Here is a 24,137-nt window from a genome sequence, read left to right on the forward strand (position 1 = left end):
ATGACTAATGATTAATGCCATTAATGATTAATTTGCTCATTGACAAATGAGCTTATTGGCTCATCGAAAAAATCTCTTCTGAAGTGAGTAGGGGTTCGCCCTTCATTCTTAGGAGGATTTGGGCTACGGTAAGGGTATCACGCTGGCAGTAGCGGCTGATGCGTTCTATATCCTGCTGCTGATAATAGACCTGCATGACTTCGCTGCCATCAATATCTTCCTTAGGGGAGGGAATGCCAAGGGTATAGGCTAAGAGCTTGAGAGAGGTGTAGTGCTTGTAGTCGCCGAATTTCCATAATTCCAAGGTATCCAAGTGGGGAATCTCCCAGGGCTTTTTGCCGAAGAACTGTAACTTTTGGGGAATGGGCAGGCCGTGTACCAAGAGACGACGGGCGATGAAAGGGAAGTCGAACTCCTTGCCATTGTGGGCTGCCAGTAGGTGATGGCGCCCGCTGAAGTATTGCTCCAAGAGGGCTGAGAAGGCCTGAAGAATCTCCCTTTCGTCTCCGGTAAAGGAGCGCAGGCGGAACTGCCTGCGACCGTCAAAGTATCGGATATAACCCACCGATATACATATGATCTTCCCGAACTCTGCCCATATCCCTGCCCGAGGATAGTAGTCCTCAGCCGAGGTCTCTGCTCGGATATAGCGTGTCTTCTCCTCCCACAGCTCTTGTGCTTCTTGAGGCAACTGGCTGTAGTGAGGGTATAGAGGAACAGTTTCTATGTCTAAGAATAAAATGTTGGTCATAATTTGCAATTAACTCATCAGACAATAGGTCTTTGTTTCGAGCTTTTAAAGTGTAATATATGAATCACTTCCTCCTCCTCCAACACTTCATAATAGATAAAAAAACGCCCTTTTAGTATAGACCTCCTATATAGTTTCTCTTTTTCATAATACTTCGCTAAAGAATAAGGATTTTCAGAAAGTTCTTCCTCTAACTGTTTCACCTCTTTATCGATTTTATCTGAATAACTAAAAGATCCATTATGTTTGTACCAATAGACTAAGGTATCTAAGTAATCCTGCTCAGCATTAGGCATCCAAATAAGCTGCATATTTCAGTTCTTTTACTTTTCTATGTACTTCTTCACTGCTAATACCTAATCCTTGTTTTGCTTGTTGTCGCGCAGCATTTATCTTTCTAAGATCCTCTGTGGTAAGGTCTTTCTGATCCTGTTGATAATATTGGGCTATATCTACTAGGTGATTGTACTCTTCTATTGGCAAAACCGCATAGAGTGCATTTCCTTGTTCATCTGTGAGAAAACGAGGCGTAGCTGATGGTAATACTGAAGGCATAATAATAAGGTTAATTGTTCCTGCAAAGATACAACATTTAATAACAAATAGCAAATTAGTATCCTGAGATTATAAAAAAATAAAAGAGAGCTTGCGCTCTCTTTTACCAATTCTAACCACAAAATCTAATATATGAAAAACAATTTATTTCCCCTTTGTTTTCGGCTGCAAAGGTACCACTTTTTGATTTCATAAATATAGATTTTCATTGTTTTTTTCTATTGACTTATAGAATTTATCAATGAGAGAATATAAAGAATTTCATTAGCACATCACAAACTGTTTACCGGGCAGGGGCCTGACTACTCCCTTCATCTCCAGCTGAAAGAGCAGATGGGAGAGCTTATATACAGGCAGGGCACAGCCTTTGGCAATATCATCCAAGGTTTGCTTGCCTTGTGCCTCGAGGTAATGGGTGACGACTTCCTCTTCGGGAGTAAGTTCGATAAAGAGCTGTGGGGTGATGGTCTTAGCTTGGGAAGGCTGCTCATCCCAATTCATATAGTAAATCAGGTCTGAAGCGGAGGTGATCAAGCGTGCCTTGTCTGTCTTTATTAGTCGGTTACAACCTTGGCTATAGGTATCATCCACACGACCGGGTAGGGCGAAGACTTCCCGACTATAAGAGAAGGCCATATCGGCAGTGACTAAGCTTCCCCCTTTGTGAGCCGATTCCACAACGATAGTCGCATCCGCCAGGCCTGCGATAATACGGTTGCGACCAAGAAAGTTTTTTCGGTCGAACTTACTTTGGTGCCAGAACTCAGTGACAAAGCCTCCCTTGGCCTCTACTTCAGAGGCATAGCGCTTATGAGAGGCCGGGTAGAGGGTATCCAAGCCATGTGCCAAGCAAGCTACCGTCTGTAGGCCATGGTGTATAGCCGACCTATGGGCTGTGATATCGATGCCATAGGCATAGCCGCTGACAATTACCAAATCGTGCAAGTGAGCGAGTTCCTCTACCAATTTCTCACAGAAACCGATCCCATAGGAGGTAGCCTGCCGGGTGCCTACGATACTTATAATTTTCTTATTAGCCAAGTCTATATTCCCCCGAGAGAAAAAGAGGATAGGCGCATCGATAATCTGCTTGAGATTGGCAGGATAATCTGCATCAAAAAAAGTATGATAGCGGATCTGCTGGTCTTGGATATAGCGCCATTCTTTTTCGGCTTCCCTGAGGTGCACAGGGTCAAAGAGGTGCTGGAGGATTACACTCCCAATGCGCTCAATATGGGCAATCTTATGCTTCTTCTGCTGATAGATAGCCGCAGGACTTCCACAATGGGCGATGAGCTTCTTGGCGGTAACATCTCCCACATTGGGGGTATGTTGCAAAGCCAAAAGAGCGATGAGGTCTTCTTCTTTCATCATTCATCTTTATAGTCCTCACCGATATAGTTGGCCGGAGTGATGGTCTTGAGCATCGCTTTGAGCTTATCACTCACCTGGAGGGTATCGACAAAGGCATGGATCGCCTGCTGGTCGATATGGGCATTGGTACGAGTAAGTCCCTTAAGGGCTTCATAGGGATTGGGATAGCCTTCACGGCGTAGGATGGTCTGTATAGCCTCGGCCACTACCGCCCAGTTGTCCTCTAAGTCGGCCTGTAGCTTCGCCTGGTTGAGGATGAGCTTATCCAATCCCTTGAGGGTGGAGGCTATGGCAATCAGCGTATGGGCAAAAGGTACCCCTACGTTGCGCAATACAGTGCTATCGGTCAGGTCTCGCTGAAGTCGGGAGATAGGCAGCTTGGCAGAGAGGTGTTCCAAAAGGGCGTTGGCAATACCGAGGTTCCCTTCGGAGTTCTCAAAATCAATCGGGTTAACCTTATGAGGCATCGCTGAAGAGCCTACCTCACCTTCCTTGATACGTTGCTTGAAGTAGTCCATGGAGATATATGTCCATATATCTCGGTCGAGGTCTATTAGTATGGTATTGATACGCTTGATCAGATCGAAGAGCGCAGCCATATGGTCGTAATGCTCTATTTGGGTAGTAGGAAAGGAATGATAGAGACCTAATACTTCCTCTACAAAGAACTTCCCAAATCCACGCCAATAGATATCGGGATAGGCGACCTTATGGGCATTGTAGTTACCGGTAGCACCGCCAAACTTAGCCGCATACTTGATCGCAGAGAAGCCCTGAAGCTGCTCTCTGAGACGCACGGCAAAGACCTTCAGCTCCTTACCTAAGCGGGTAGGAGAGGCAGGCTGGCCATGGGTACGCGCCAGCATAGGAATATCCTTCCACTCGATGGCAAAGGCCTCTATCTTCTGTACTAATTTTTCAAGCTCAGGAAGATATACCGCTTCTACCGCTTCCTTGATAGAAAGGGGAATAGCCGTATTGTTAATATCTTGTGAGGTAAGGCCAAAGTGAATAAACTCCTTATAAGCGGCAAGTCCTAAGTGGTCGAACTGCTGCTTGAGGAAATACTCCACTGCCTTGACATCGTGGTTGGTCGTACGTTCTATTTCCTTAACCGCGAGGGCATCGTCCTGGGTAAAATCGGCATAAATAGCCCTGAGAGAGGGGAAGAGGTTATGATCCACCCCTTCGAGCTGTGGCAGGGAAGGAGCCGTGCATAGAGCGATAAAGTATTCTATTTCCACCCTTAGGCGGTATTGTATCAGGGCTTTTTCGGAGAAATAAGCCTGAAGGGCGCTGGTCTTGGAGGCATAGCGCCCATCAATGGGAGAAATTGCAGTCAAAGACATATTTGCATTCTTTAGAAAAGGCAAATATACCATTTTTCTTACTTATATACAAGGAATATAAGGAGAAAGTTTCCACAAAAAGCAAGCCCTTTCCTATCCCAAGGCAACATCCATAACCATCATCACCACAAAACCAACCAGAAAGCCTATGGTAGAGACATCGGTATTGCGGCTTTGCTGGGATTCGGGAATGGTCTCTTCCACTACTACATAGATCATTGCACCCGCTGCAAAGGCCAAGGCATAGGGCAATACAGGGGTGAAAAAGACCACCGCAAAGGCACCCAAGACCCCTGCGATAGGCTCTACTATGGCCGAAAGCTGCCCATAGAAGAAGCTCTTCCAGCGGCTAAGCCCCATACGCCTTAGCGGCATAGAAACGGCAACCCCTTCGGGGAAGTTCTGCAAACCAATTCCTATGGCTAATGTGACGGCTCCAGCGATAGAGGCCTCCGGAATACCCGCGGCTACCCCTCCGAAGAGTACCCCTACGGCTAAGCCTTCAGGGATATTGTGTAAGGTAATGGCCAAGACCAAAAGAGTGGTGCGTTGCCAAGAGGATTTGACCCCTTCGGTTTGCTTGAAATTGGGGTGAAAGTGCGGTAATACTCTGTCCAGTGTATAGATAAAGAGGGAGCCCCCAAGGAAGCCCACCACAGCAGGAAGCACCTTGACAAAGCGCTCGCCCTCACTCATTTCTATAGCAGGGATCAGCAAGCTCCATACACTGGCGGCCACCATCACCCCTCCGGTGAAGCCCAGCATACCATCCATCAACAGCTTGTTACTGCTCTTGAAAAAAAAGACTAAGGCTGCCCCTAAGGCTGTAACCCCCCAAGTAAATAGGGTCGCATATAGGGCTGCTAATACCGGATTGATACTACTTAGGTAGTTAATAATGCTAGAAATCATGTTTAGTTTTAAGTTAGTGAGCAATGACCAATAACTAGTGACTAATCACGCTTCATTAATTCTGGGGCAAAATTACATATTTTTTTTGAATTAAAAAATATTTTTTTAGACAAATCTAAAACCGTATATTCCCAATCACCTTAATACAAAAAAATAAAAGAGAGCGCAGGCTCTCTTTTACCAATTCTAACCACAAAATCTAATATATGAAAAACAATTTATTTCCCCTTTGTTTTCGGGTGCAAAGGTACAACATTTTTTGCTCATAACAATAGATTTCTATTATTTTTTTCTATTGCAATATAGAATTTAATTATCACTTGTCACTATCCGTTGTCTTACCACTTCATAGAGAAAAGCTCCACAGGCTACCGACACGTTGAGCGATGCAGTCTCTCCTTGTAGAGGGAGCTTGGCTCGCTCATCTAAGACCCTTAGTACGCCCTTGCTGATACCCACATCCTCGGCTCCCATCACTATGGCTAAGGGTTCGGTAAGGCTTAGGTCATAGAGCAGGGTGGGGGCTTTCTCGGTGGCTCCTACGACCTTGATCCCACTTCCTTGTAGGTAGTAGATGGCATCGATGAGGTTATCCACCTTGCAAAGAGGTATATTGAAGATAGCTCCCGCAGAGGTCTTGACCATATCCTCTCCTATGGCTGCACTCCCTTGCTTAGGCAAGATGATTCCACTCACCCCGGTACACTCAGCCGTACGGATGATGGCACCCACATTGCGCACATCGCTCAGGTGATCAAGAATAAGCAGTAGGGGCACTTTACCACTTTCTATGGTGGAGCGTACCAACTCTTCCAAGGGAACAAACTCCACTGGAGAGAGCTGCGCTACCACTCCCTGATGATTCCCATGGGTAAGCCGATTGAGCTTTTCTACTGGCACAAAGGAGTGCGAGAGCTGATGGCGCTCCACTAATTTCAGAAGGGTAGCAAAGAGTGTCCCCGATAAGCCCTTCTGTATAAAGAGCTTATCTATCGTACGACCGGCCTCTATGGCTTCTATCACCGGACGTAGTCCGAATATTTGGCTGTTCTTCATTGTTTTATTTTTCTCGCATATTCACTATGCTATCTACTATATATACGGTATTGCCTCTCCAGGGTACCGCATTATGGTATTCCTTATAGTGAAGGTCAAAGTACTTACCACTATTGACCTCCAGCTGTTGAAATACTTTCTTATCTTCTATCGAAAACTCGAACTCATTGCTCTGCATTCCATTTCCGGTACGGGTTTTAGCAAAGCCTTCTTGGATGAGCTTACCTTCGTAGGTCTTGAAAACATCCCCTTTGTAGACGGCATAGTTCAGGTAACCGGACTTCACCCCTTCGCCAAAGACAAAGAAGTAACGCATATAGAACCAGCCGCTTAGGCCAAGGATAACAAACAAGGGGAGAAGGATAAAAAGTAGCTTTTTCATCGACTTAAGTTTTTTAGGTTAATCACTTCTTGTTGGGTAAGGACACGCCAGTGACCTCTTGGGAGGTCTTTTTTGGTAAGGCCTGCAAAGACAACCCTATCGAGCTTCTCTACCACATAGCCCAAGGACTCGAAGATACGGCGTACGATGCGGTTGCGCCCACTGTGTATCTTCACGCCCAATTCGTTATGAGAGGCACCTTCTACAAAGCTAATATCATCGACTTGGATAAAGCCATCCTCTAAGGTGAGCCCTTCTTGTATCTTATGGAAGTCGGGCAAGGCGAGCTTTTTGTCCAATACCACATGGTAGATCTTGCGAACCCCATGGGAAGGGTGGGTGAGCTTCTTGATCAGATCACCATCGTTGGTCAGCAGCAGCAGACCGGTGGTCATCCTATCGAGCCTACCCACAGGCTTGATATTGCCTTGAGCCGCTCCGGCGACCAAGTCCATCACCGTCTTGCGCCCTTTCTCATCATCTGTAGTGGTGATAAAGCCCTTAGGCTTGTTGAGCAAGATATATTCCTTCTTCTCAGCGGAGATATTCTTTCCGTCGAACTTGACCACATCGGTAGGTTGTACGCGGTAGCCGAGCTCCGTCATGGGCTTACCATTGACCTCTACATTGCCTGCAATGATATAGCGATCGGCTTGGCGGCGTGCACAGATACCCGCATTGGCAATATATTTATTTAGCCGGATGCCCTTCTCTTGATCATGAGAGAGCGGCTTAGGGCTTGCTTTCTTATAGAAAGGACGAGGTCGCTCCCCTTCGTAGGTCTTTTCCTTGTCAGAGAAACTTTTTTCTCTTCGTGGAGCGGCTTTTTTTCTATTATCGAAGGATTTCTCTGAATAATCCTGTCTGTTTTCTTTTTTATAAGGGCGTTTGTCTCCCGATTGAGGACGTCTGTCTGCTTTGGAAGTAGGTTTTTCCTCTCTTGGGGAGCGTTTCCCTCTGGCTGCCTTTGGGGCGGCGGTGCGTTGATCTCTCATCAGCTGAAATTTTGTGCAAAGGTAAGAAATATTTGGTACTTACCAAATATTTACCTCCATTTCCATAGTGATACCAAAGCGTTGGGCAACTTGCTTTTGTACATAGTGGGCAAGGGCTAAAATGGCTGCTCCTGTAGCGCCTCCATAATTGACCAAGACCAGAGGCTGTCCCTGATGAACTCCTACCGCATCTATACGATAGCCCTTCAGATCACAACTTTCTATGAGGTAGGCCGCCGGAACTTTCACCTGCTCCTCCCCCACTTCATAGTGTGGTATATGGGGGTAGCTCTTCTGTAGTTCTAAAAATTGGCTTCGTGGGATCACTGGATTTTTGAAGAAGCTCCCACTGTTACCCAGCTTGTTAGGGTTAGGCAGCTTGCTCTGGCGGATTTCCTTGACCACTTGGGCTATATGCTGGGGGGTCTCCTCCCATCCATGAGCGGCTAAGCGGGCGCGAATATCTCCGTAATGGGTCTTGAACTGATGGTTTTGCTTGGTAAGGCAGAAAGTAACCGAGGTGATGATATAGGTATCTTTTCTCTGTTTGAAGATCGAGTCCCGATAACCAAAGGCACACCCTGCCCTTTCTATGTTGATTTTGATCCTATTCTCCCTATAGATAGCCTCACAGCTTTTAAAAACGTCCTTCAGTTCTACTCCATAGGCACCGATGTTCTGCACAGGAGCAGCCCCTACTGTTCCGTAAATCAGGGCGAGGTTCTCCACCCCTGCGTAACCTTGTGCGACACAGTAATCGACAAAGTCACTCCAGCATTCACCGGCGGCAGCCCGTACCCAGACCGTTTCTTGATCTTCATATAGCACCGTGATACCCTTTTGAGTGAGGTGCAACAGCGGCACCTCTGGGGCTTGAGTTAAGAGGATATTGCTCCCTCCTGCTAAGACTTTTAGGTTGGGATATAGCCTGAGAGCTTCCAAGACATCTGCCTCGTTCTCAGCCTCTATCAGCAAAGGTGCCTTTTGGTCTATACCAAAGGTATTATAGGATTTTAAAGAAATATTTTCGTGTATTTTCATAAGTTATTTGTCACTCGTCATTAGTCATTATCAAAGTCTACTTTCCAACTCATTGACTGTCAGTTCGGTATATATCTTCTTGCCAAAGGGGCTTAGTTGGGGTTCCTCGCAAGAGAATAGGTCATAGACCAATTGTTCTTGTTCTTCTCCAGAGAGGGGTTGGCCTGCTTTTATAGCCAAGCTCTTGGCCAAGATTTTGGCGAGCATCTCCTCTTGGGAGAATACCTCCTGAGGGATATCCTCCGAGGCGCGCTCTAAGAGTTCGTATAGGAAGGCCTGCACCTGGCTTTCCTTAATCATAGGGGGCAGCCCGGTGAAGCGTACCGTATTCCCTTCTATCTCTATCATGAAACCTGCATTCCTAAGTTCTGGAAGTAAGGGCGTTATCTCTAAAACCTCTGAAGGGCTGTATTCGAACTCCAAAGGAAAAAGCAAGGACTGACTTAGACTATGCCCCTGAAGGATACTCTTGCGAAAACGCTCATAGAGTACGCGCTGATGGGCACGGGCTACATGTACAAAGAGTACCTTATCCCGAAGGAAAGTAATGAGGTATTTCTTCTGAAAATACAGGTTGGTCTGCATCTTACTTTCTTGGGGAAAAAGCTCAAAGGGAGCCGAGGTAGGCTCCTGCTCACTGGGGGCATTGGCCTTGGAGGGAATCCCCGTATAGAGTTGTTCCCAGGCAGGAGCTGGCGACTCTCTGTGGGAAAAAGAAACTTGCGACTTAGGAGCCTCTGGGATAGGTGTTTCCATCTTGAAAGGGTTAAAATTTCTATCTACATGATACACAGGGGTCTGTGCTTCTTTATCCTTATAGCTATAGGGTACTTCGTTCTGTTCGTCCAAAGAAAAATCAATAGAGGGGAGTACGTGGAACTGACCCAAACTATGCTTGATTGCAGAGCGCAATAAGGCATAGATGGCCTGATCGTTATCGAACTTGATCTCGGTTTTGGTCGGGTGTATGTTGATATCAATATGCTTAGGGTCTATCTCCAAGTAGAGGAAGTATTCGGGTTGCTCCCCTTCCTTGAGCAGACCTTCGAAAGCACTCACCACGGCATGATGTAGGTAGCGATTCTTGATAAAACGCTGATTGACCATGAAGAACTGTAGCACCTTGTTCTTTCTATAAGCGTTTTTACTGATAAAGCCTCGTATGCTTAGCAGCTCAGTCTGTTCCTCCACCGGGACAAGCTGTTCTTCGAGGCGCTGTCCGAAGAGCTGTACGATACGCTTGCGAAGGGTAGTGGCTGGTAGAGCGAACTGTTCTACATCATTGTGAAAGAGTGAGAATTGCAAGTCGGGATGTGCTAAGGCTACTCGGTGAAACTCGTCCAAGATATGGCGCATCTCCACCGTATCGGACTTAAGGAAGTTGCGCCGAGCTGGCACATTGAAGAACAGATGCTTCATAGCTATAGAGGTACCCTTTTGGGTGACTACCGGCTGCTGCTCGGTGATCTTATTTCCCTCTATCCGGAGCATCGTACCTACTTCCTGTCCCTGCTGGCAGGTGAGCAATTCTACCTGAGCTACTGAGGCAATGGAAGCCAAAGCCTCCCCACGAAAGCCCTTGGTATGAAGTGTAAAAAGATCGTCGGCCGAACGTATTTTTGAGGTCGCATGGCGCTCAAAGGCCAAGCGTGCATCGGTGGGTGACATCCCTATTCCATTATCTACCACCTGTACCAAGGTACGACCCGCATCCTTGAGATAGAGCTTTATTTGAGTAGCTCCGGCATCTATGGCATTCTCCAAGAGTTCTTTCACTGCTGAGGCTGGCCGCTGTATCACCTCCCCAGCGGCAATCTGGTTGGCTACATGGTCAGGTAACAATCTTATAATATCAGACATGGTTATGAGGGATTATTTTTTGAATAAAAAAGATAAATCAAAGTCAAAAAGATAATAGGTACCCAGCAACAACAATACCAAAATAAGCCATAGTAGTCGCGAGGAGGAGCGCTTCTGCACTTCCTGCTTGGTTTTGCGTAGCTGTGCCCAACGCTTGCGCATGGCATGCCCCCGAAGCTGATGCTTGGGAATACTAAAGCCCCTACGCTCCTGGGTATCCGAATAATAACGAGGACGATACTCAAACTGTCGTAGGGAGGGACTCTTGAAAAAATTTACCTTCATGGCTTGGTTTTTACGCCGCGAAGATACAACTTTTTTAGGGAATAGTAAAAAGTGAAGGGCGAAAAGTGATCAACACTATTGATTTTTCTCTCTTGATTATTCACTAAAAAAATTTGTTGGTTTCCAAAAAATATGTTATATTTGCGTGCTGAACAAACAAGCCCTCTTTTTGTTTGTTTCTACTGCACAAAAACAAACAAAAAGACTGATAATCAATTAACAAGCTAAACAATTTAATTTTTTTCCCCATGAAAAATTTACTCTTAGTAACCTTCGCTTGGATGATGATGATCTCCATCATAGGTAGTATTGTGTACACTATGCTCTACGTGGTAGACAATTTTAGCATGGATCACAATGAGACGATACAGTACCTATGGTGCTGTTTTACAGGGATTTTACTCATCCCTGCTTACAAAGGAGTTTTCCTCATTCATGCCCTTTGGCTCAAAATGCTCAAACAATTCCGCTATGGTGATTCCGACAAAGATGAGGATACCAAGGAAATCCCTTTCTTTAAGGAACCTACCGCTAAGGTGGATGTTAAAATCACAGAATATTCCCCTAAGGATAGAAGGAATATCCCCTCTCCTTCGCTAGAGGAAGTGAATGAAAAAATCAAAAAAATAAGATCTTCTGCTGATGAAAAACTTAGCCAAATAAGAAAAGAAGATATCGCAAACCCTACCAAGGAGAGCAGTTATTTTGCTAACAAATATACCGGAGAGAAATCTATCCTTGTGGATACTATCTTTGCTAAAGAAAAAGCAACAGCTACTTCTGATAAGGCAACAGCAGCTGCTGAAAAAGATATCGCTCCTAAGATAGAAGAAAGCCTTAAGACTGTAGCACCCAAGCAAGAAGCCCCTGCAGAGCAAAAGCAGCAAAATGACCCTCAAGAGGAGAAAAAACGTCCTCGAAATAAAAAACACAACAACAAAAAATACCACAACAAATCCAAAAAAGGACAAAACAACAATCATGCTTAGGCTACTGACTTATCCTTTTGTTCTTTTGGTACGTTTTTACCAAATAGCCATCTCTCCCTTGAAGCCTCCTACTTGTCGCTATAACCCCACTTGTTCCTCCTATGCCTTGGAGGCGCTTAAGCGATACGGCCTATTCAAGGGAGGGATGCTCGCTATAAGGCGTATTATGCGTTGCCATCCGTGGGGTGGGCATGGCTACGATCCAGTGCCTTGATCTTGTCTACAATCACCTGTGCCAGTAGGGTCTTGCTCTCTATCGTCCAGCCGGCTATATGGGGCGTAAGAATTACGTTTTCGGCTTCCAACAAATAAGTAAAGTCCGCCGGTAATGCTCCCTTGAAGAAATTCTCGAAAGATGACTGCTCATACTCCAGCACATCCAATCCTGCCCCCAGCACCTTTCCCTCCTGCAAGGCCTTGACTAAGTCAGCCGTACAAACACTCTTTCCTCTGGCGGTATTGATCAGCCAAAAAGGTTTGGCAAAGCCCTCTATAAAAGCAGCATCCACCATCTTGAGAGTCAGCGGAGTCTCCGGAGTATGGAGGCTCACCACATCCACCTCTTTCTGAAACACTTCTAAAGGTACTTGGGTCGCATTGCTATCCCCTACCCCTTCCTTGATATCATAGCAAAGTACCCGACAATCGAAGCCTCGTAGCTTCTTAGCGAAAGCCTTGCCCATATTGCCATAGCCTATAATACCCACCGTAAGGGAATCAAGCTCCACACCTCGGTTTTCCTCCCTAAGCCAAAGCCCATGGGCGATTTCTCTGTCTGCCTTCTTGAGGCGATTGAGCAGCGCCAAAAGCAACGCCAAAGTATGGTTGCCCACCGCATTGCGGTTGCCTTCAGGAGAGGAGATCAGCGCAATACCTCGCTGCTGTGCATAGTCGGTATCTATATTCTCCATACCTGCCCCCACACGAGCGATAAACTTCAGCCGTGATGCCTTGTCGATAAAGGCTCGGTCAATACGGAAGCGGCTACGAATCACGATGCCATCATAGGCAGCGATCTTCGCCTCTACTTCTGCCTTACTGCTGCTGTAGTCTATATCATTTTCAAAGCCCGCCTCAGTAAGCTGCTGAAGCATAAGGGGATGATTGCTGTCTATATGTAGTATTTTCATAGGTTATTTGTCATTTGTCGTTAGTCACTCGTCACTATACAGAGACCTCTCCTTTTATAGTTGGATAGGGATCATAGCCCTCAAGAGTGAAATCAGGGTAGTCAAAGGCGAAAAGATCTTTGACAGCTTCGTTGAGCTTCATGGTAGGCAGCGGGCGTGGTTCTCGGCTGAGCTGCAATTCCACCTGCTTCAAATGGTTTTTATAGATGTGTAGGTCTCCAAAGGAATGTATAAAATCCCCCACTTGTAGCCCCGTAACATGTGCCATCATCTGGGTAAGCAAGGCGTAGGAAGCAATATTGAAGGGTACCCCTAAGAAGGCATCGGCACTGCGCTGGTAGAGCTGACAGGAGAGGCGGCCATCCATGACATAGAACTGGAAGAGGGCATGACAAGGAGGTAGTGCGGCCTTGTTATGGGCTACATTCTCGGCAAAGGATACTGAGGTATCGGGCATCACCGACGGATTCCATGCCGAAACCACCATGCGGCGGCTATCGGGATTGGTCTTGAGTGTATGGAGCACTTCGGTAATCTGGTCTATTCCCTCTCCGTTCCAGTTGCGCCACTGCGCTCCATATACAGGGCCTAGGTCACCCTGAGCATCAGCCCATTCGTTCCAGATACGCACCCCATGCTCGGTGAGGTAATGGATATTGGTATCACCCCGAAGGAACCACAACAGCTCATAGATCACCGACTTGAGGTGTATCTTCTTGGTAGTGAGCAAAGGGAACCCCTCTTGGAGGTTGTGCCGAAGCTGATAGCCAAACACACTGATGGTACCTGTTCCAGTACGGTCGTCCTTGCTATGTCCGTGGGTAAGTATGTGATTGAGAAGGTCTTTGTAGGATTGCATTACTAAATTGTTTGGGAGGGCAAAAATACAAAATAATGTTTAATGATTAATGATTAATGTCTATTAGTGGCATTAATCATTGTTGGCATTAATCATTAATCCAGCGCCTGCTTGAAGTCAGCAATCAAGTCTTCTATGTTCTCCAAGCCTACTGCTACACGTACAAGCGTCTGAGTCACTCCCCGAGCTACTTTCTCCTCTTCTGGAAACTCGGTATGGGTATGGGTGCTGGGGTGGGTCACAAGAGTCTCTACCCCGCCTAAGCTCACCGCGAAAAGCGCTACCCTGAGTGCCTCAAAGAAGGTTTTGACTTTCTTCTCGTCCTTCATCACAAAGGAAAATACGGCACCTGCTCCAGAGGCTTGGCTCTCCTGGATCGCCTTGCCCTTATTGCTTGGCAAGGTGGGGTAATATACCTTTTCCACAGCAGGATGCCCCTGTAGGAACTCAATGAGCTTGAGGGTATTGGCCTGAGCATAGTCCATACGTACCTTAAGGGTCTTGATACTACGGATAAGCAGCCAACTATCAAAGGGGGAGATCAGCGCTCCTATGGCCACCTGAGCAAAGCTAATCTTTTCGGCCAAGGTATCATCATTGACAACGATGGCTCCCGCAAGAATATCATTGTGACCGCTAAGGTACTTAGTGGCACTGTGTAGCACTATATCAGCCCCAAGTTCTAATGGACGTTGTAAGTAGGGAGAAAGGAAGGTGTTATCCACTATAGTCAGTAGTCCATGCTCCTTGGCAATGGCCACTGTACCACGAATGTCAGTGACATCCAATAGCGGATTGGAGGGGGTTTCTATAAAAATCCCCTTGGTATTGGGACGTATCGCCTTGCGGATATTTTCCAAATCCGTCGTATCTACATAGGTTGCCTCTAATCCGAATTTGGCGAAGACATCCTTCATGATACGGAAAGTACCTCCGTAGATGTCCAATCCGAAAACAAAATGGTCACCTGCCTCGAAAATGGTAAAAAGTGAAGTAGTGGCCGCCATCCCAGAAGAAAAGCCGAAGCCATGCTTACCGCTTTCGAGCTTAGCGATAAGTGTTTCGAACTCCTTACGGGTAGGATTGGAGACACGGCTGTACTCAAACTCTTGAGTAGCTCCAAATTCATTCAGGGGGAAGGTAGAGGCCATATTGATACAGCTGCTCCACTTCTCATTAGGGGCTCCTATATTGCGAATCCCATGTATAGCAGTGGTTTCAAATTTCATACAATAGCAATTTAAAATAAATGTTTTTTATAAAATACCGGTGCAAAAGTACAATTTTTTTAGGAAACCACAAAATGAAAATATATTTTTATTTTAATTCGTCAAAAAATAGAAAGAATTAGTGATTTAGGATTGGAAGTATTTTCGTATCTTTGCACCAAAAAAAGAAGCACATAGCTAAAAATTACAAATCTTAAAACCTATATTCCTAATCAAATGACCAAACTCTTTTCTTTCTTTAAGCAATATGCCTTCGAATGGCTATTGATGATTTTTTCTGTAGGGATTCCCTTTGCCTTGGACATGGGGCCTGCCTTTTATGGTATTTTAGGCTCCTTTTTTATTTTCCTTACCCTAAGAAGGCTCTCTTATTGGGTGTTTTTTATCGTTTTCCTTTTTGTACTGATTACTTGTGTACTCTTTCTCCCCCAAACTATTTGGTTTGGTCACCCTCCTGCTACGATGATTGGAGCTTTCTTCGAGACAGACTTACAGGAATCCAAGGAGTTTGTCCAGTCCCTCCCCCTCTATTCTTACCTCCTTTCACTGCTTAGCCTGCTTTTGGGGTGCTACATTCTGTATTTGGGTAAGAAAAAGAGCTATCCTCGCAATAGAAAACAACATCTTATTACCGCTGGCTTAGGTATTTTGGCCATTGGGCTTACTGTTTATCGTCCTTTAGCCAAAATGAAGGATGACCAGGCTTTCCATTGGTCGTTTTCCCGTACGGCTATCGTCTCTTTCTACGCCTCTATCTACGACAATATCCAAGAATACCGCGCCCTGAAGCAAGAACTAAACAAAGGGATAGAGGGCTCCCCTTCCTGGCAAATCACCAGTACCCAACCCCATTATCAAAATTATGTCTTGGTCATAGGGGAGAGTGTTCGCAAGGACTATATGCACCTCTATGGCTTTTCGGAGAACAATACCCCCTTTTTAGACAAAGCCCCTGGTACGGCAATCGACGGCTATACCGCTACTGCACCCAATACTACCACCTCCCTTTTGCGTTCTTTCACTCAGATTAAAAATGAAAAAGACTTTATCTATGCCAACAATATCATCACCTTGGCCAAGGCTGCTGGTATAGAAACTTATTGGCTTTCCAACCAAGGAATGGCCGGAACATGGGACACTCCTATTGCCAAAATCGCCCTTTTAGCTGATCATAATGACTTTACTCGAAAAGGAGGAAGTGGGACTATGAACTATCCCGATAGTATCCTTCTACCTCTCTTTAACAAATATATAAGTCAAAAAAGCCCAAAAGTACGCCTTTTTATTGTTCATACCATAGGTTCACATAGCCTTTTCGAAGCCCGCTTGGAGCACTCCATCCATTTTGACTATTACAATCGTAAGATCTCCGCCTATGTACAAACTATTGAACAGACCGACACGCTCCTAAAAGGAATCTACCAGGCACTACAGCAACAAGGCGCCCCCTTCAGTATGATCTACTTTTCCGATCATGGCCTGATGACCCAGGACAGAGGCTCCATCTTTGCCTCCCTTACCCATGGGGATACCAATCCCAACAAGGCCTGTTACCGAGTCCCCTTCGTATTGCTTTCCAGCGACGACACGGAGCACAAAGTCCTCAAGGTCAACAAATCTGCCTTCCGCTTCTTAGATGGCTTTGCCCATTGGCTGGGTATTCAGGAGGCTTCCCTACGCCCCGACTACAGCTTCCTATCCCCTCAAAACGATACTCTGAAGGTCTTTAACCAATTTGAGAATGTACCCTTCGAGGGATTGGAGGAAGACGAGGTAATGACTAATAACTAACCTCAAATTGTTGATTTACAATAGCTTCAGTTATTTTTTGATAGCTACTTATCATTATTTTTGTTTTTACTGAAAATAAATAAAGATTTTCTCATCTTATTTTCGTACCTTTGTAGCCACAAAAAATCATATCTGATGAACACCGAAAATAAACTCAACGAGCACCAGGGGCACTGGATGCTCGCCAAGCTCGGTAAGCGTGTCTTACGTCCTGGAGGAAGAGAACTCACCGAGCAATTGGTAGCAGGACTTGGGATTACCCCCGAAGATGATATCGTAGAATTTGCGCCAGGATTAGGCTTTACGGCTAATATTGCCTGCGGCTATCGCCCTAAGAGCTATACCGGAGTTGACCTCAATGAGGAGGCAGCTTCCATTGCTCGCAAGCGTATCCATTACGATAAGGCCAAAATTATCAATGCCAATGCTGCCCAAAGCACCCTCCCCGATAGCTATGCCAACAAGGTCTATGGTGAAGCTATGCTCACTATGCAGCCGCTTGAGCAAAAAAAGGCCATCATTGCCGAGGCCTTCCGTATCCTTAAAAGTGGGGGCTACTATGGTATCCATGAACTGGGTATCAAGCCTGATGATGTCTCTGAAGAAGTCAAAGAAGACCTCTTCAAGGAGCTAAGTGAGACCATCCGCGTACATGCCCGCCCGATGACTACAGCCGAGTGGACTGCTCTTTTAGAAGAACAAGGCTTCAAGGTAATTAAGGTAGCGCATAACCCCATGCTCCTTCTCGAACACAGCCGTATGGTACAAGACGAAGGCTGGCTACGTGTGCTATTAGTAACCTTCAATCTCCTCCGCTTCCCCGAAATCAGAAAACGTGTACAGAAAATGAAAGCCTGCTTCCGCAAACATCAGGATAACCTCGATGCGGTGGCTATTATCGCACAAAAACCCTAACCCAATGTGTCAATAAGCAATTTGCCAATGAGTCAATAATACATTGACACATTGGCAAATTTGCTATTTAACTAACTGACAGATTAGAACTGTATTTCAGTTGCTATAGTGGTATCCACTTTTTCATCATTCTTAGGCTGTACTACATTTCCTTGGGCATCTTTGAGGGTATAGGCCAAGATATAGGCACCTGCTTTAGGATAAGTAACTTTTCCTCTGTAGAACTTGTCCTTATAGCTGAGTGTAGTGGTAGAGAGTTCCTTTCCGGTAGCATCTCTTACAGCCACTTCCACCGTAAGTCCTTCTACTTCAGGGAAGCTTTCCATGCTTTGCATCTTCCAAATACCCAATACCAAGTCGTTTTCTCCTACCTTAGGCTGCTCTGGTGCTATCACCGCATAGATATGTTTCTGCCCCTTAGGATTTCCTCCTTCAGTAAAGACTCTGAAGTTACGCACTTTCCCTAAGGCTTTGTTAGTTTGCTCTACGACTGTAAAATCCAAGCGGTCTGTCTTATATTCCTTGCCACCTACTTTGAAAGTCACTTTTGCAAACCAAACCCCTGAAGGTGCGGTCTTCATCTGAAAGAGCACCTTGGAGTGCCATACATTGCCTTCTTTGGCCAAAGCAGTATGAGGACAAGTATGAGTGTGCATGATTTTTTTAGAGAAACCTCCCTTGCCATCACCCTCGAACATATCCATCCAAGGAGTAAAAGTGGCCGCTTCTACAGCTACTTCTTTCCCTGCGGCATCTACTACGGAGAGGGATACCTCATTATAGCCCATCACAAAAGTACCTGTAGGGCTCTGTAGGCGTACGGTATAAGTGTCTACCTTCTGCTCTGCTACGGTCTTAGGGGCTACTGGAGGAGTAACTGGTTTTTCTTCTTTCTTATCGTCTTTGGAGCAAGACACTAAGGCTACAGCTGCCACAGCAGCTACTAAGATATTTTTAATTTTTTTCATCTGATTAGAATTATTATTAATATTGTATATTAGAATTATAGAGTTATAGACAAGTAACGCTTAATCATTAACTTATCGGCGGATGCAGTTGAGGAAAGTGCACCTCTTGTTCAAAAAAAGAAGTATAATAATAACAATGAGTCACAAGAGTAGGAAAATCAGCCAATTCCCATTGGGGAAGTTCCTGAAAGAAAACTTCAAGTAAGATAAAAACCTTTTCTTGGGAGATAGGTGCATTGGTTTGCTCTTTGGTTAGCTGGACAAACTTGCAGGCGCCTTGACAATGTAGCTGTGGTCGTGCTTTATTTTGGCAATAAGCAGCCACAAAGCCTCCCTTGCTTAGCAGGTAATATGAAAAATAATAACCGCTAAGTACTGCATTGTACAAAAAGACAATGCTCAAGAGAATTGCTATGCCACTTGATGTCTTTTTCATGAGTACAAAGATAGCGAAAAATAAAGGTTTATTACCTATTTTTAACACTATAAAGATAAAAACAATACTAACACCTCCCCTTATAAGGAAAAGCTATAGTCACGACCACTAAATCTTTCTTTTACAAGAAGGTATAGGTATCAAATAATAAGTGGCAAAAATTGAAAAAAATCCCTATGTTAAAGAAAGGAAACAAAGGAAAATAATCGGAGAAAACTTTGTTTATCTTATTTTAATTTTGTAGATTTGCATAGAATTTTAAACACATTAATAATGACAGGTTCAGAATTACAAGACATGCTTAACAAGCATTGTGAAGACATGAAAAAAGAATTGTCTGGCTTTCTTTTCTATGGAATTTTAAGCTGTGCCGATGGTACTACCCTTGCCAAATCTTCAGGAAGCGACGAAGTTGCTAAAGCCTTAGAACAAGGTTCTGCATATCACCTCACCATAATTAACCAAATAAAACAGGTAATTGCTAGTGTTAAGGTATTGGGAACTTTGGAAATGGACTTCCTTATGCTGGAAACAGACAAAATTACCTTCCTTATGATGCTCTCTGCTCAAGGGAAATTCTTCTCCGTTACAGCTCTTGACAGAGAAAAGGCTAACATAGGTATTGCCCGCGCCCTTATCTCTAAAACCAAAAAAGAATATGGAGATATGCTTGATAGTTTCTTTTAATAAGGACTAATGATAAATGACTAGTGACTAATATTAAGATTATTAGTCACTAGTCATTTTTTATGATTCACTTTTCATTAGTTTGTAGTATTTCGTATATAAGAAGATAGCACAGAGAAAGCCTGCTGAGGCCATACCTGCCCCTACTAAGGAAGGATAATTGGCTGTATAGCCATAGTCCAAAGGCTTACCTCCAAGATAGGCACCCAGGGTGTTAGCCAAATTAAAGGCAGCTTGCATGAAGGCAGCTCCCATCATTTGGGCTTTGGGAGAGATACGGAACATCATGATATTCAGTGGGGCTCCTACCGACATGGCTATTATTGCACACACAAAGGTAAGTCCCCAAGAGAGCCAAAGCAGGTGAGAGAAGAAAAATACGATAAGCATCACACTGATCATAGAGATAAATACAATGATACTGGCGCGTATCAGGTGTAGCCTATCTGTAAGCCAGCCACCGAAGAAATTCCCTACAACCATCCCTATCCCTACCACGATCATCACAGTAGGCATTTGGCTCTTAGGCAAGTGTGCGTGATCCAGCATCAGCGGTTCTATATAGCTCAGCCAAGAAAACAGGCCTCCACATCCCAAAGCAGTAATCACAAGCAGCAACATCGAAGGTACTGAAAAGAAATACCGCAACTCATCCCATAGGGTCTTATGCTTGTCGTAATCTACTTTAGGCAAGAAGAGAAAAATACATAAGGCTGTGATAAGCCCCAAAGTAGCTATCATTCCCATCACTGGGCGCCAGCCCCAAACCCCTCCTAAATGTGTAAAAAGCGGGATAATCAAGAGATTGGCTATGGTAAGCCCGCCAAACATCACCGAGATGGCCATCGCTTCCTTATCCTTAGGCGCCAACTGCTTGGCTACAATCGCTCCCACCCCAAAGAAAGCCCCATGTGGCAATCCTGAAAAGAAACGGGTCACCAACAGAAGGTGATAAGAAGGCATTAAGGCAAAAAGTCCATTGAATAAGGTAAAGAGCAACATCAAGGCGATAAGCACCCGCTGTGGCTGAAAGCGGGTACTCAAACCTACCAAAGTAGGAGCTCCTACCACCACACCTATGGCATAGGCTGCTATAAAGTTGCCCACCTGGCTATCAGTAAGTGAAAGGCTCTCCCCCATAGTACGCATCAGTCCCATGGGGATAAACTCGGTACTCCCCAAGGCAATCCCTCCTATGGCCAAGGGAAATAACAATCGGATCATTTTCATTTTTATCTTTTTTAAGGGGTGCAAAATTACAACTTTTCATCTAAACCACAAGTATTTTTCTTGCAAAAGAAAAGGGCTGCCCTAAGGCAACCCTTTTGAATATCTTACCAATATTAATAAACATTCTCTCTTAGCTGTTGGTCGATACCATGGAGCCTGTGAGAAAGACTGGCATTATACTGCAAATCATCTATACGGAGTACAAAGCCCCCAATGAGATTGGGATCCACTCGGCTTTCCAAGGTAACATCCTGATGCCCGCTAAGGGCTATGGCTTTCTGAACAAATTGCTGTTTGAGCCCTTCGGATAGTTCCACAGCGGTGGTCAGGTAGGCTGTAGTTTTTTCCTTGTAGCGATTGTATTGCTGTATATATTCGCGAGCTATACTATAGAGATCCGACACACGCTTATTCTCTACCAATAGGTTAATGAGGACATTGAGTATTGCTGATCGCTGAGAGAAGACCTCCTGAAGTACCTTATGCTTGATCTCCATTCTCACAATAGGAGAGTGTAGCAAAGCCCTAAGATCAGGATTCTCATGGATCACCTCCACCAAGGATGTCAACTCCTGGGAGAGGCTATCAGCCTCATGCTGCTCTATGCTATAGTCCAAAAGTGCTTTGGCATAGCGCTTGGCTACTTTGCTGGAGTGTATCATTTGATCTTAATTTCGTTCAACAAACTTTCTACAAGCTTCTCTTGTTTTACTTGTGAAGCCAGCTCTTGGGTGAGTACTTTTTTAGCTATGTCCAAGGAAAGATTCGCTATTTGTTCTTTGATCTCGGCTATGGCCATTTTCTTCTCTGTTTCTATTGATACCTTAGCATGAGCAAGGAGCTTAGAACTTGCCTCAAGGGCTTCTTCTTTGGCTTGTGCTACGATACGCTCTTTCACCTCGCGCGCTTCCTTAAGGATCGCATCACGCTCTATACGTGCTTCGGCTAAGAGTTTTTCATTATCTGCCTTGAGGTTGGCCATTTCTATCTTGGCCTGGTCGGCAGCCTCCAAGGAATGATTGATAGCATCTTCTCGCTCTTTCAAAGCCTTTAGGATAGGCTTCCACGCAAAAGCACGTAGCAAGAGCAATAAGCATACGAACACGATAAGTGTCCAAAAACTAAGACTTTCAGGATGGATGAAATTCATGTATTTTTATTTTTCTTTGTTGTAATGATTTTTTGAGTTCTTTAGCTTTAGAGTAAAACCGTTCTGCAACCAACCGTTACAGAACGGTATTTTTTTTCAAGCAGCTTATTTAGCTACAAGAGCCACTACCACGGCGAAAAGAGCTACCCCTTCGATAAGTGCCGCAGCAATGATCATTGCTCCTTGTATCTTAGAAGCCGCCTCTGGCTGGCGTGCAATCCCTTCCATAGCGGAAGATCCGATTCTACCAATACCGATGCCTGCTGCAAGAGCTGCAATACCAGCTCCAATTCCTGCTAATGCCATAATTGAATGTATTTAATGTATTAATGTTTACTTAATTTAAAACTTCCTGCTTCCTCTTGTCCTCAATGATGTTCCTCAGCATGATGTTCCTCCGCTACGGCTCCTCCTATGAAAAGGGCAGAGAGCAAAGTGAACACATAGGCTTGGATAAAGGCTACCAATAGCTCCAATATACTAATAAAGAGCGCAAAAGCTACTGATACGGGAGATACCAGCACTGTTTTGAAGGTGAAGATAAGTCCTATCAAGCTCAAGATGATGATATGTCCTGCGGTAATATTGGCAAAAAGTCGTATCATAAGGGAGAAAGGCTTAGTAAGCATCCCGATCACCTCTACTGGAATCATAATTGGTGCCAGCCAAGCGGGTACTCCCGGAGTGGCAAAGATGTGTTTCCAATAGTGCCCATTCCCACTGAAGGTAGTAATAAGGAAAGTTACTACAGCCAAGGTACCGGTGAAGATAATATCATTGGTTAGAGTACCTGAGATAATAGGTACTAACCCTAAAAGATTTCCTATAAGAATAAAGAAGAAAACAGTAAGCAAATAAGGCATATAACGCCCGTATTTTGCACCTATATTAGGCTTGGCTATATCGTCACGTACAAAGACGATGAGCATCTCCAAAAGATTGGCCAGCCCCTTGGGTGCTTTAGGATTTTTTCGGTAAGAGCGTGCTACGGAAATGAATGCCCAAACCATCAGCAGTGCAATAAGGAAGAGCAATACAACGTTCTTGGTAATGGAGAAGTCCAACGGACGAGCATTGGTCACATGTTGAGCATCGTCATAGAAGAGATTGCCCTGCATATCTGTATAGTAGATTTGCCCATGTACACGGGTAAAATACTGACTTCCACAGCTCACCACTACTTTTCCCTCATCGTCATGATGGAATTCGCTAGAGAGGAAAGTCACCAAGCCCTGATCCGTCCACAGAATCACCGGTAAGGGAATACTCACCGCATGCCCCTTCCAATCGAAGAGGTGATAGTCGTGCGAATCGGCAATATGATGCATCACAATGCTTGTATAATCCTCTTCTTTTTCCTCTAAGGCCTCTCCCTGCTGCGCCCACATCCCACTAAGGGGAAGTACTAACAGGCTTAGAAACAGCCACTTACTAATGATTTTTCGTATCATCTCTCAGTAATTATTATGTCTTTGCGTTTGCTTATTTTTACAGGTACAAAGATACATTTTTATTTTTATTTTCTCTTACTTTTTTTGTTTTTTTTAAGGAGAAGACTTTATAATGACCAATAACCTAATACCCAATTAATTTACAAAATCGCTCATCTGCATAGAAAAAGAGAGACTTCCAGTGGTGGAAGTCTCTCTTAGGGTTATATCCCTTTTAGTAGTGAGTGATTCGTCACTTGTAACTTGTTATTAGTCACTAGTCACTTGTCATTAGTCACTATTCCTATCTATAAAGGGTAAAGTGTCCTTTGAAGGTACGGTTGTCATCCGGTTCATTTAGGCGCAATACATACCAGTAGTCTCCGGTAGGAAGCGCTTCGCCTCCGTAGGTACCATCCCACTCTTGCTTGTTGTTCAAGGTGGCTATGTGGCGTCCGTAGCGGTCGTAGATCACTACCTCTGCATTCGGATAGCTGGCTAAGTTCAGCGGTGCCCATGTATCATACTGTCCATCTCCATTCGGTGTGAAGAAGTTCGGTACTTCTACATCTACGAACTCTTTGTACAAGAATACCGAGTGACCACAGGCCTCTTTGCCGCCATTCTCCTTATTAAGCTCGCCCTTGCTGTCCTCTACATACACACGTACTTTCTTCTCTATCTTGCCCGTATCCGGATTCTCTTCTTCATAATCGGTACGCTGTACATAGTAGGTCACCTCTTCGCCTGCCGGTACATTATC

The 24,137-nt window shown here is 44.8% G+C and carries 28 protein-coding genes; 5 read left to right on the forward strand and 23 right to left on the reverse strand.

Annotated features, from left to right (window positions below):
* Positions 1–52: 52 nt before the first annotated feature.
* From HMPREF1551_RS05740 to HMPREF1551_RS05795, 12 genes are all read right to left on the reverse strand, one after another.
* Positions 53–751 carry a 3'-5' exonuclease gene (locus HMPREF1551_RS05740; protein WP_021628124.1) on the reverse strand — a complete coding sequence of 233 codons (699 nt, stop codon included), beginning with the start codon at positions 749–751 and terminating at the stop codon, positions 53–55.
* Between the two features lie 17 nt (positions 752–768).
* A complete protein-coding gene (locus tag HMPREF1551_RS05745) occupies positions 769–1,062 on the reverse strand; it encodes a type II toxin-antitoxin system RelE/ParE family toxin (RefSeq protein WP_034544365.1) in 294 nt (97 codons plus the stop codon).
* The gene (locus HMPREF1551_RS05750) at positions 1,040–1,306 is read right to left on the reverse strand and encodes a hypothetical protein (RefSeq protein ID WP_021628126.1); all 267 of its coding nucleotides are present in this window, start codon (positions 1,304–1,306) and stop codon (positions 1,040–1,042) included. The genes HMPREF1551_RS05745 and HMPREF1551_RS05750 overlap by 23 nt, the downstream gene beginning before the upstream one ends.
* 264 nt (positions 1,307–1,570) lie before the next feature.
* Entirely contained in the window at positions 1,571–2,677 is a 1,107-nt protein-coding gene (dprA, locus tag HMPREF1551_RS05755) for a DNA-processing protein DprA (RefSeq protein WP_034544372.1), read from the reverse strand.
* Positions 2,677–4,029 carry an adenylosuccinate lyase gene (purB, locus tag HMPREF1551_RS05760; protein ID WP_034544366.1) on the reverse strand — a complete coding sequence of 451 codons (1,353 nt, stop codon included), beginning with the start codon at positions 4,027–4,029 and terminating at the stop codon, positions 2,677–2,679. Before purB ends, dprA begins: the two co-directional genes overlap by 1 nt.
* 93 nt (positions 4,030–4,122) lie before the next feature.
* Complete coding sequence (locus tag HMPREF1551_RS05765; RefSeq protein ID WP_021628129.1) at positions 4,123–4,941, reverse strand: ZIP family metal transporter; 819 nt, start codon at positions 4,939–4,941, stop codon at positions 4,123–4,125.
* 309 nt (positions 4,942–5,250) lie between these two features.
* On the reverse strand, positions 5,251–5,997 hold the full coding sequence (gene rlmB / locus HMPREF1551_RS05770; RefSeq protein ID WP_021628130.1) for a 23S rRNA (guanosine(2251)-2'-O)-methyltransferase RlmB: 747 nt from the start codon (positions 5,995–5,997) through the stop codon (positions 5,251–5,253).
* A 4-nt stretch (positions 5,998–6,001) separates the two neighbouring features.
* Entirely contained in the window at positions 6,002–6,379 is a 378-nt protein-coding gene (locus tag HMPREF1551_RS05775) for a hypothetical protein (RefSeq protein WP_021628131.1), read from the reverse strand.
* Positions 6,376–7,374 (reverse strand): pseudouridine synthase, encoded by a 999-nt coding sequence (locus HMPREF1551_RS05780; protein ID WP_021628132.1) that lies wholly within the window; start codon positions 7,372–7,374, stop codon positions 6,376–6,378. Before HMPREF1551_RS05780 ends, HMPREF1551_RS05775 begins: the two co-directional genes overlap by 4 nt.
* A gap of 39 nt (positions 7,375–7,413) precedes the next feature.
* Positions 7,414–8,415 carry a UDP-N-acetylmuramate dehydrogenase gene (gene murB / locus HMPREF1551_RS05785; RefSeq protein ID WP_021628133.1) on the reverse strand — a complete coding sequence of 334 codons (1,002 nt, stop codon included), beginning with the start codon at positions 8,413–8,415 and terminating at the stop codon, positions 7,414–7,416.
* 30 nt (positions 8,416–8,445) lie between these two features.
* Positions 8,446–10,275 carry a DNA mismatch repair endonuclease MutL gene (gene mutL, locus HMPREF1551_RS05790; protein ID WP_021628134.1) on the reverse strand — a complete coding sequence of 610 codons (1,830 nt, stop codon included), beginning with the start codon at positions 10,273–10,275 and terminating at the stop codon, positions 8,446–8,448.
* A gap of 12 nt (positions 10,276–10,287) precedes the next feature.
* Entirely contained in the window at positions 10,288–10,560 is a 273-nt protein-coding gene (locus HMPREF1551_RS05795; protein ID WP_021628135.1) for a hypothetical protein, read from the reverse strand.
* Positions 10,561–10,808: 248 nt separating this feature from the next.
* Here HMPREF1551_RS05795 and HMPREF1551_RS05800 point away from each other — a divergent pair, with 248 nt between their 5' ends.
* Entirely contained in the window at positions 10,809–11,549 is a 741-nt protein-coding gene (locus HMPREF1551_RS05800) for a hypothetical protein (RefSeq protein ID WP_051317850.1), read from the forward strand.
* Positions 11,542–11,763: a membrane protein insertion efficiency factor YidD gene (gene yidD, locus HMPREF1551_RS13405; RefSeq protein ID WP_021628138.1), complete on the forward strand. Its 222-nt coding sequence runs from the start codon at positions 11,542–11,544 to the stop codon at positions 11,761–11,763. The genes HMPREF1551_RS05800 and yidD overlap by 8 nt, the downstream gene beginning before the upstream one ends.
* Here the strand turns inward: yidD and HMPREF1551_RS05805 are convergent.
* From HMPREF1551_RS05805 to HMPREF1551_RS05815, 3 genes are all read right to left on the reverse strand, one after another.
* A complete protein-coding gene (locus tag HMPREF1551_RS05805; RefSeq protein ID WP_021628139.1) occupies positions 11,714–12,679 on the reverse strand; it encodes a 2-hydroxyacid dehydrogenase in 966 nt (321 codons plus the stop codon). The genes yidD and HMPREF1551_RS05805 overlap by 50 nt on opposite strands.
* A 34-nt stretch (positions 12,680–12,713) precedes the next feature.
* Positions 12,714–13,538 carry a thymidylate synthase gene (locus HMPREF1551_RS05810; protein WP_021628140.1) on the reverse strand — a complete coding sequence of 275 codons (825 nt, stop codon included), beginning with the start codon at positions 13,536–13,538 and terminating at the stop codon, positions 12,714–12,716.
* Between the two features lie 95 nt (positions 13,539–13,633).
* Positions 13,634–14,767 (reverse strand): trans-sulfuration enzyme family protein, encoded by a 1,134-nt coding sequence (locus tag HMPREF1551_RS05815; RefSeq protein ID WP_021628141.1) that lies wholly within the window; start codon positions 14,765–14,767, stop codon positions 13,634–13,636.
* A 216-nt stretch (positions 14,768–14,983) separates the two neighbouring features.
* Between HMPREF1551_RS05815 and HMPREF1551_RS05820 the strand changes: the two genes are divergently transcribed.
* Positions 14,984–16,558, forward strand: a complete 1,575-nt coding sequence (locus HMPREF1551_RS05820) for a phosphoethanolamine transferase (protein WP_021628142.1) — start codon at positions 14,984–14,986, stop codon at positions 16,556–16,558.
* Between the two features lie 135 nt (positions 16,559–16,693).
* A complete protein-coding gene (locus HMPREF1551_RS05825) occupies positions 16,694–17,473 on the forward strand; it encodes a class I SAM-dependent methyltransferase (RefSeq protein ID WP_021628143.1) in 780 nt (259 codons plus the stop codon).
* 83 nt (positions 17,474–17,556) lie between these two features.
* Here the strand turns inward: HMPREF1551_RS05825 and HMPREF1551_RS05830 are convergent, their stop codons facing one another.
* Both HMPREF1551_RS05830 and HMPREF1551_RS05835 read right to left on the reverse strand, forming a co-directional pair.
* The gene (locus HMPREF1551_RS05830) at positions 17,557–18,441 is read right to left on the reverse strand and encodes a hypothetical protein (protein ID WP_021628144.1); all 885 of its coding nucleotides are present in this window, start codon (positions 18,439–18,441) and stop codon (positions 17,557–17,559) included.
* A gap of 67 nt (positions 18,442–18,508) precedes the next feature.
* A complete protein-coding gene (locus HMPREF1551_RS05835; RefSeq protein WP_034544367.1) occupies positions 18,509–18,877 on the reverse strand; it encodes a hypothetical protein in 369 nt (122 codons plus the stop codon).
* Positions 18,878–19,150: 273 nt separating this feature from the next.
* Between HMPREF1551_RS05835 and HMPREF1551_RS05840 the strand changes: the two genes are divergently transcribed.
* Positions 19,151–19,564 carry a hypothetical protein gene (locus tag HMPREF1551_RS05840; RefSeq protein ID WP_021628146.1) on the forward strand — a complete coding sequence of 138 codons (414 nt, stop codon included), beginning with the start codon at positions 19,151–19,153 and terminating at the stop codon, positions 19,562–19,564.
* Between the two features lie 60 nt (positions 19,565–19,624).
* Here the strand turns inward: HMPREF1551_RS05840 and HMPREF1551_RS05845 are convergent, their stop codons facing one another.
* The 6 genes from HMPREF1551_RS05845 to HMPREF1551_RS05870 form a co-directional block, all read right to left on the reverse strand.
* Positions 19,625–20,788 carry an MFS transporter gene (locus tag HMPREF1551_RS05845; protein WP_034544374.1) on the reverse strand — a complete coding sequence of 388 codons (1,164 nt, stop codon included), beginning with the start codon at positions 20,786–20,788 and terminating at the stop codon, positions 19,625–19,627.
* 119 nt (positions 20,789–20,907) lie between these two features.
* On the reverse strand, positions 20,908–21,456 hold the full coding sequence (atpH, locus tag HMPREF1551_RS05850; protein ID WP_021628148.1) for an ATP synthase F1 subunit delta: 549 nt from the start codon (positions 21,454–21,456) through the stop codon (positions 20,908–20,910).
* Positions 21,453–21,944 carry a F0F1 ATP synthase subunit B gene (gene atpF, locus HMPREF1551_RS05855; RefSeq protein ID WP_021628149.1) on the reverse strand — a complete coding sequence of 164 codons (492 nt, stop codon included), beginning with the start codon at positions 21,942–21,944 and terminating at the stop codon, positions 21,453–21,455. The genes atpH and atpF overlap by 4 nt, the downstream gene beginning before the upstream one ends.
* 105 nt (positions 21,945–22,049) lie before the next feature.
* Positions 22,050–22,250, reverse strand: coding sequence for an ATP synthase F0 subunit C (gene atpE / locus HMPREF1551_RS05860; RefSeq protein WP_021628150.1), 201 nt, complete (start codon positions 22,248–22,250; stop codon positions 22,050–22,052).
* 62 nt (positions 22,251–22,312) lie between these two features.
* Positions 22,313–23,395, reverse strand: a complete 1,083-nt coding sequence (gene atpB, locus HMPREF1551_RS05865) for a F0F1 ATP synthase subunit A (RefSeq protein WP_021628151.1) — start codon at positions 23,393–23,395, stop codon at positions 22,313–22,315.
* A 283-nt stretch (positions 23,396–23,678) separates the two neighbouring features.
* On the reverse strand, positions 23,679–24,137 hold a 459-nt coding region (locus HMPREF1551_RS05870), incomplete at its 5' end, for a T9SS type B sorting domain-containing protein (RefSeq protein WP_021628152.1).

It is taken from the genome of Capnocytophaga sp. oral taxon 863 str. F0517, from assembly GCF_000466425.1.
Lineage (GTDB): Bacteria > Bacteroidota > Bacteroidia > Flavobacteriales > Flavobacteriaceae > Capnocytophaga.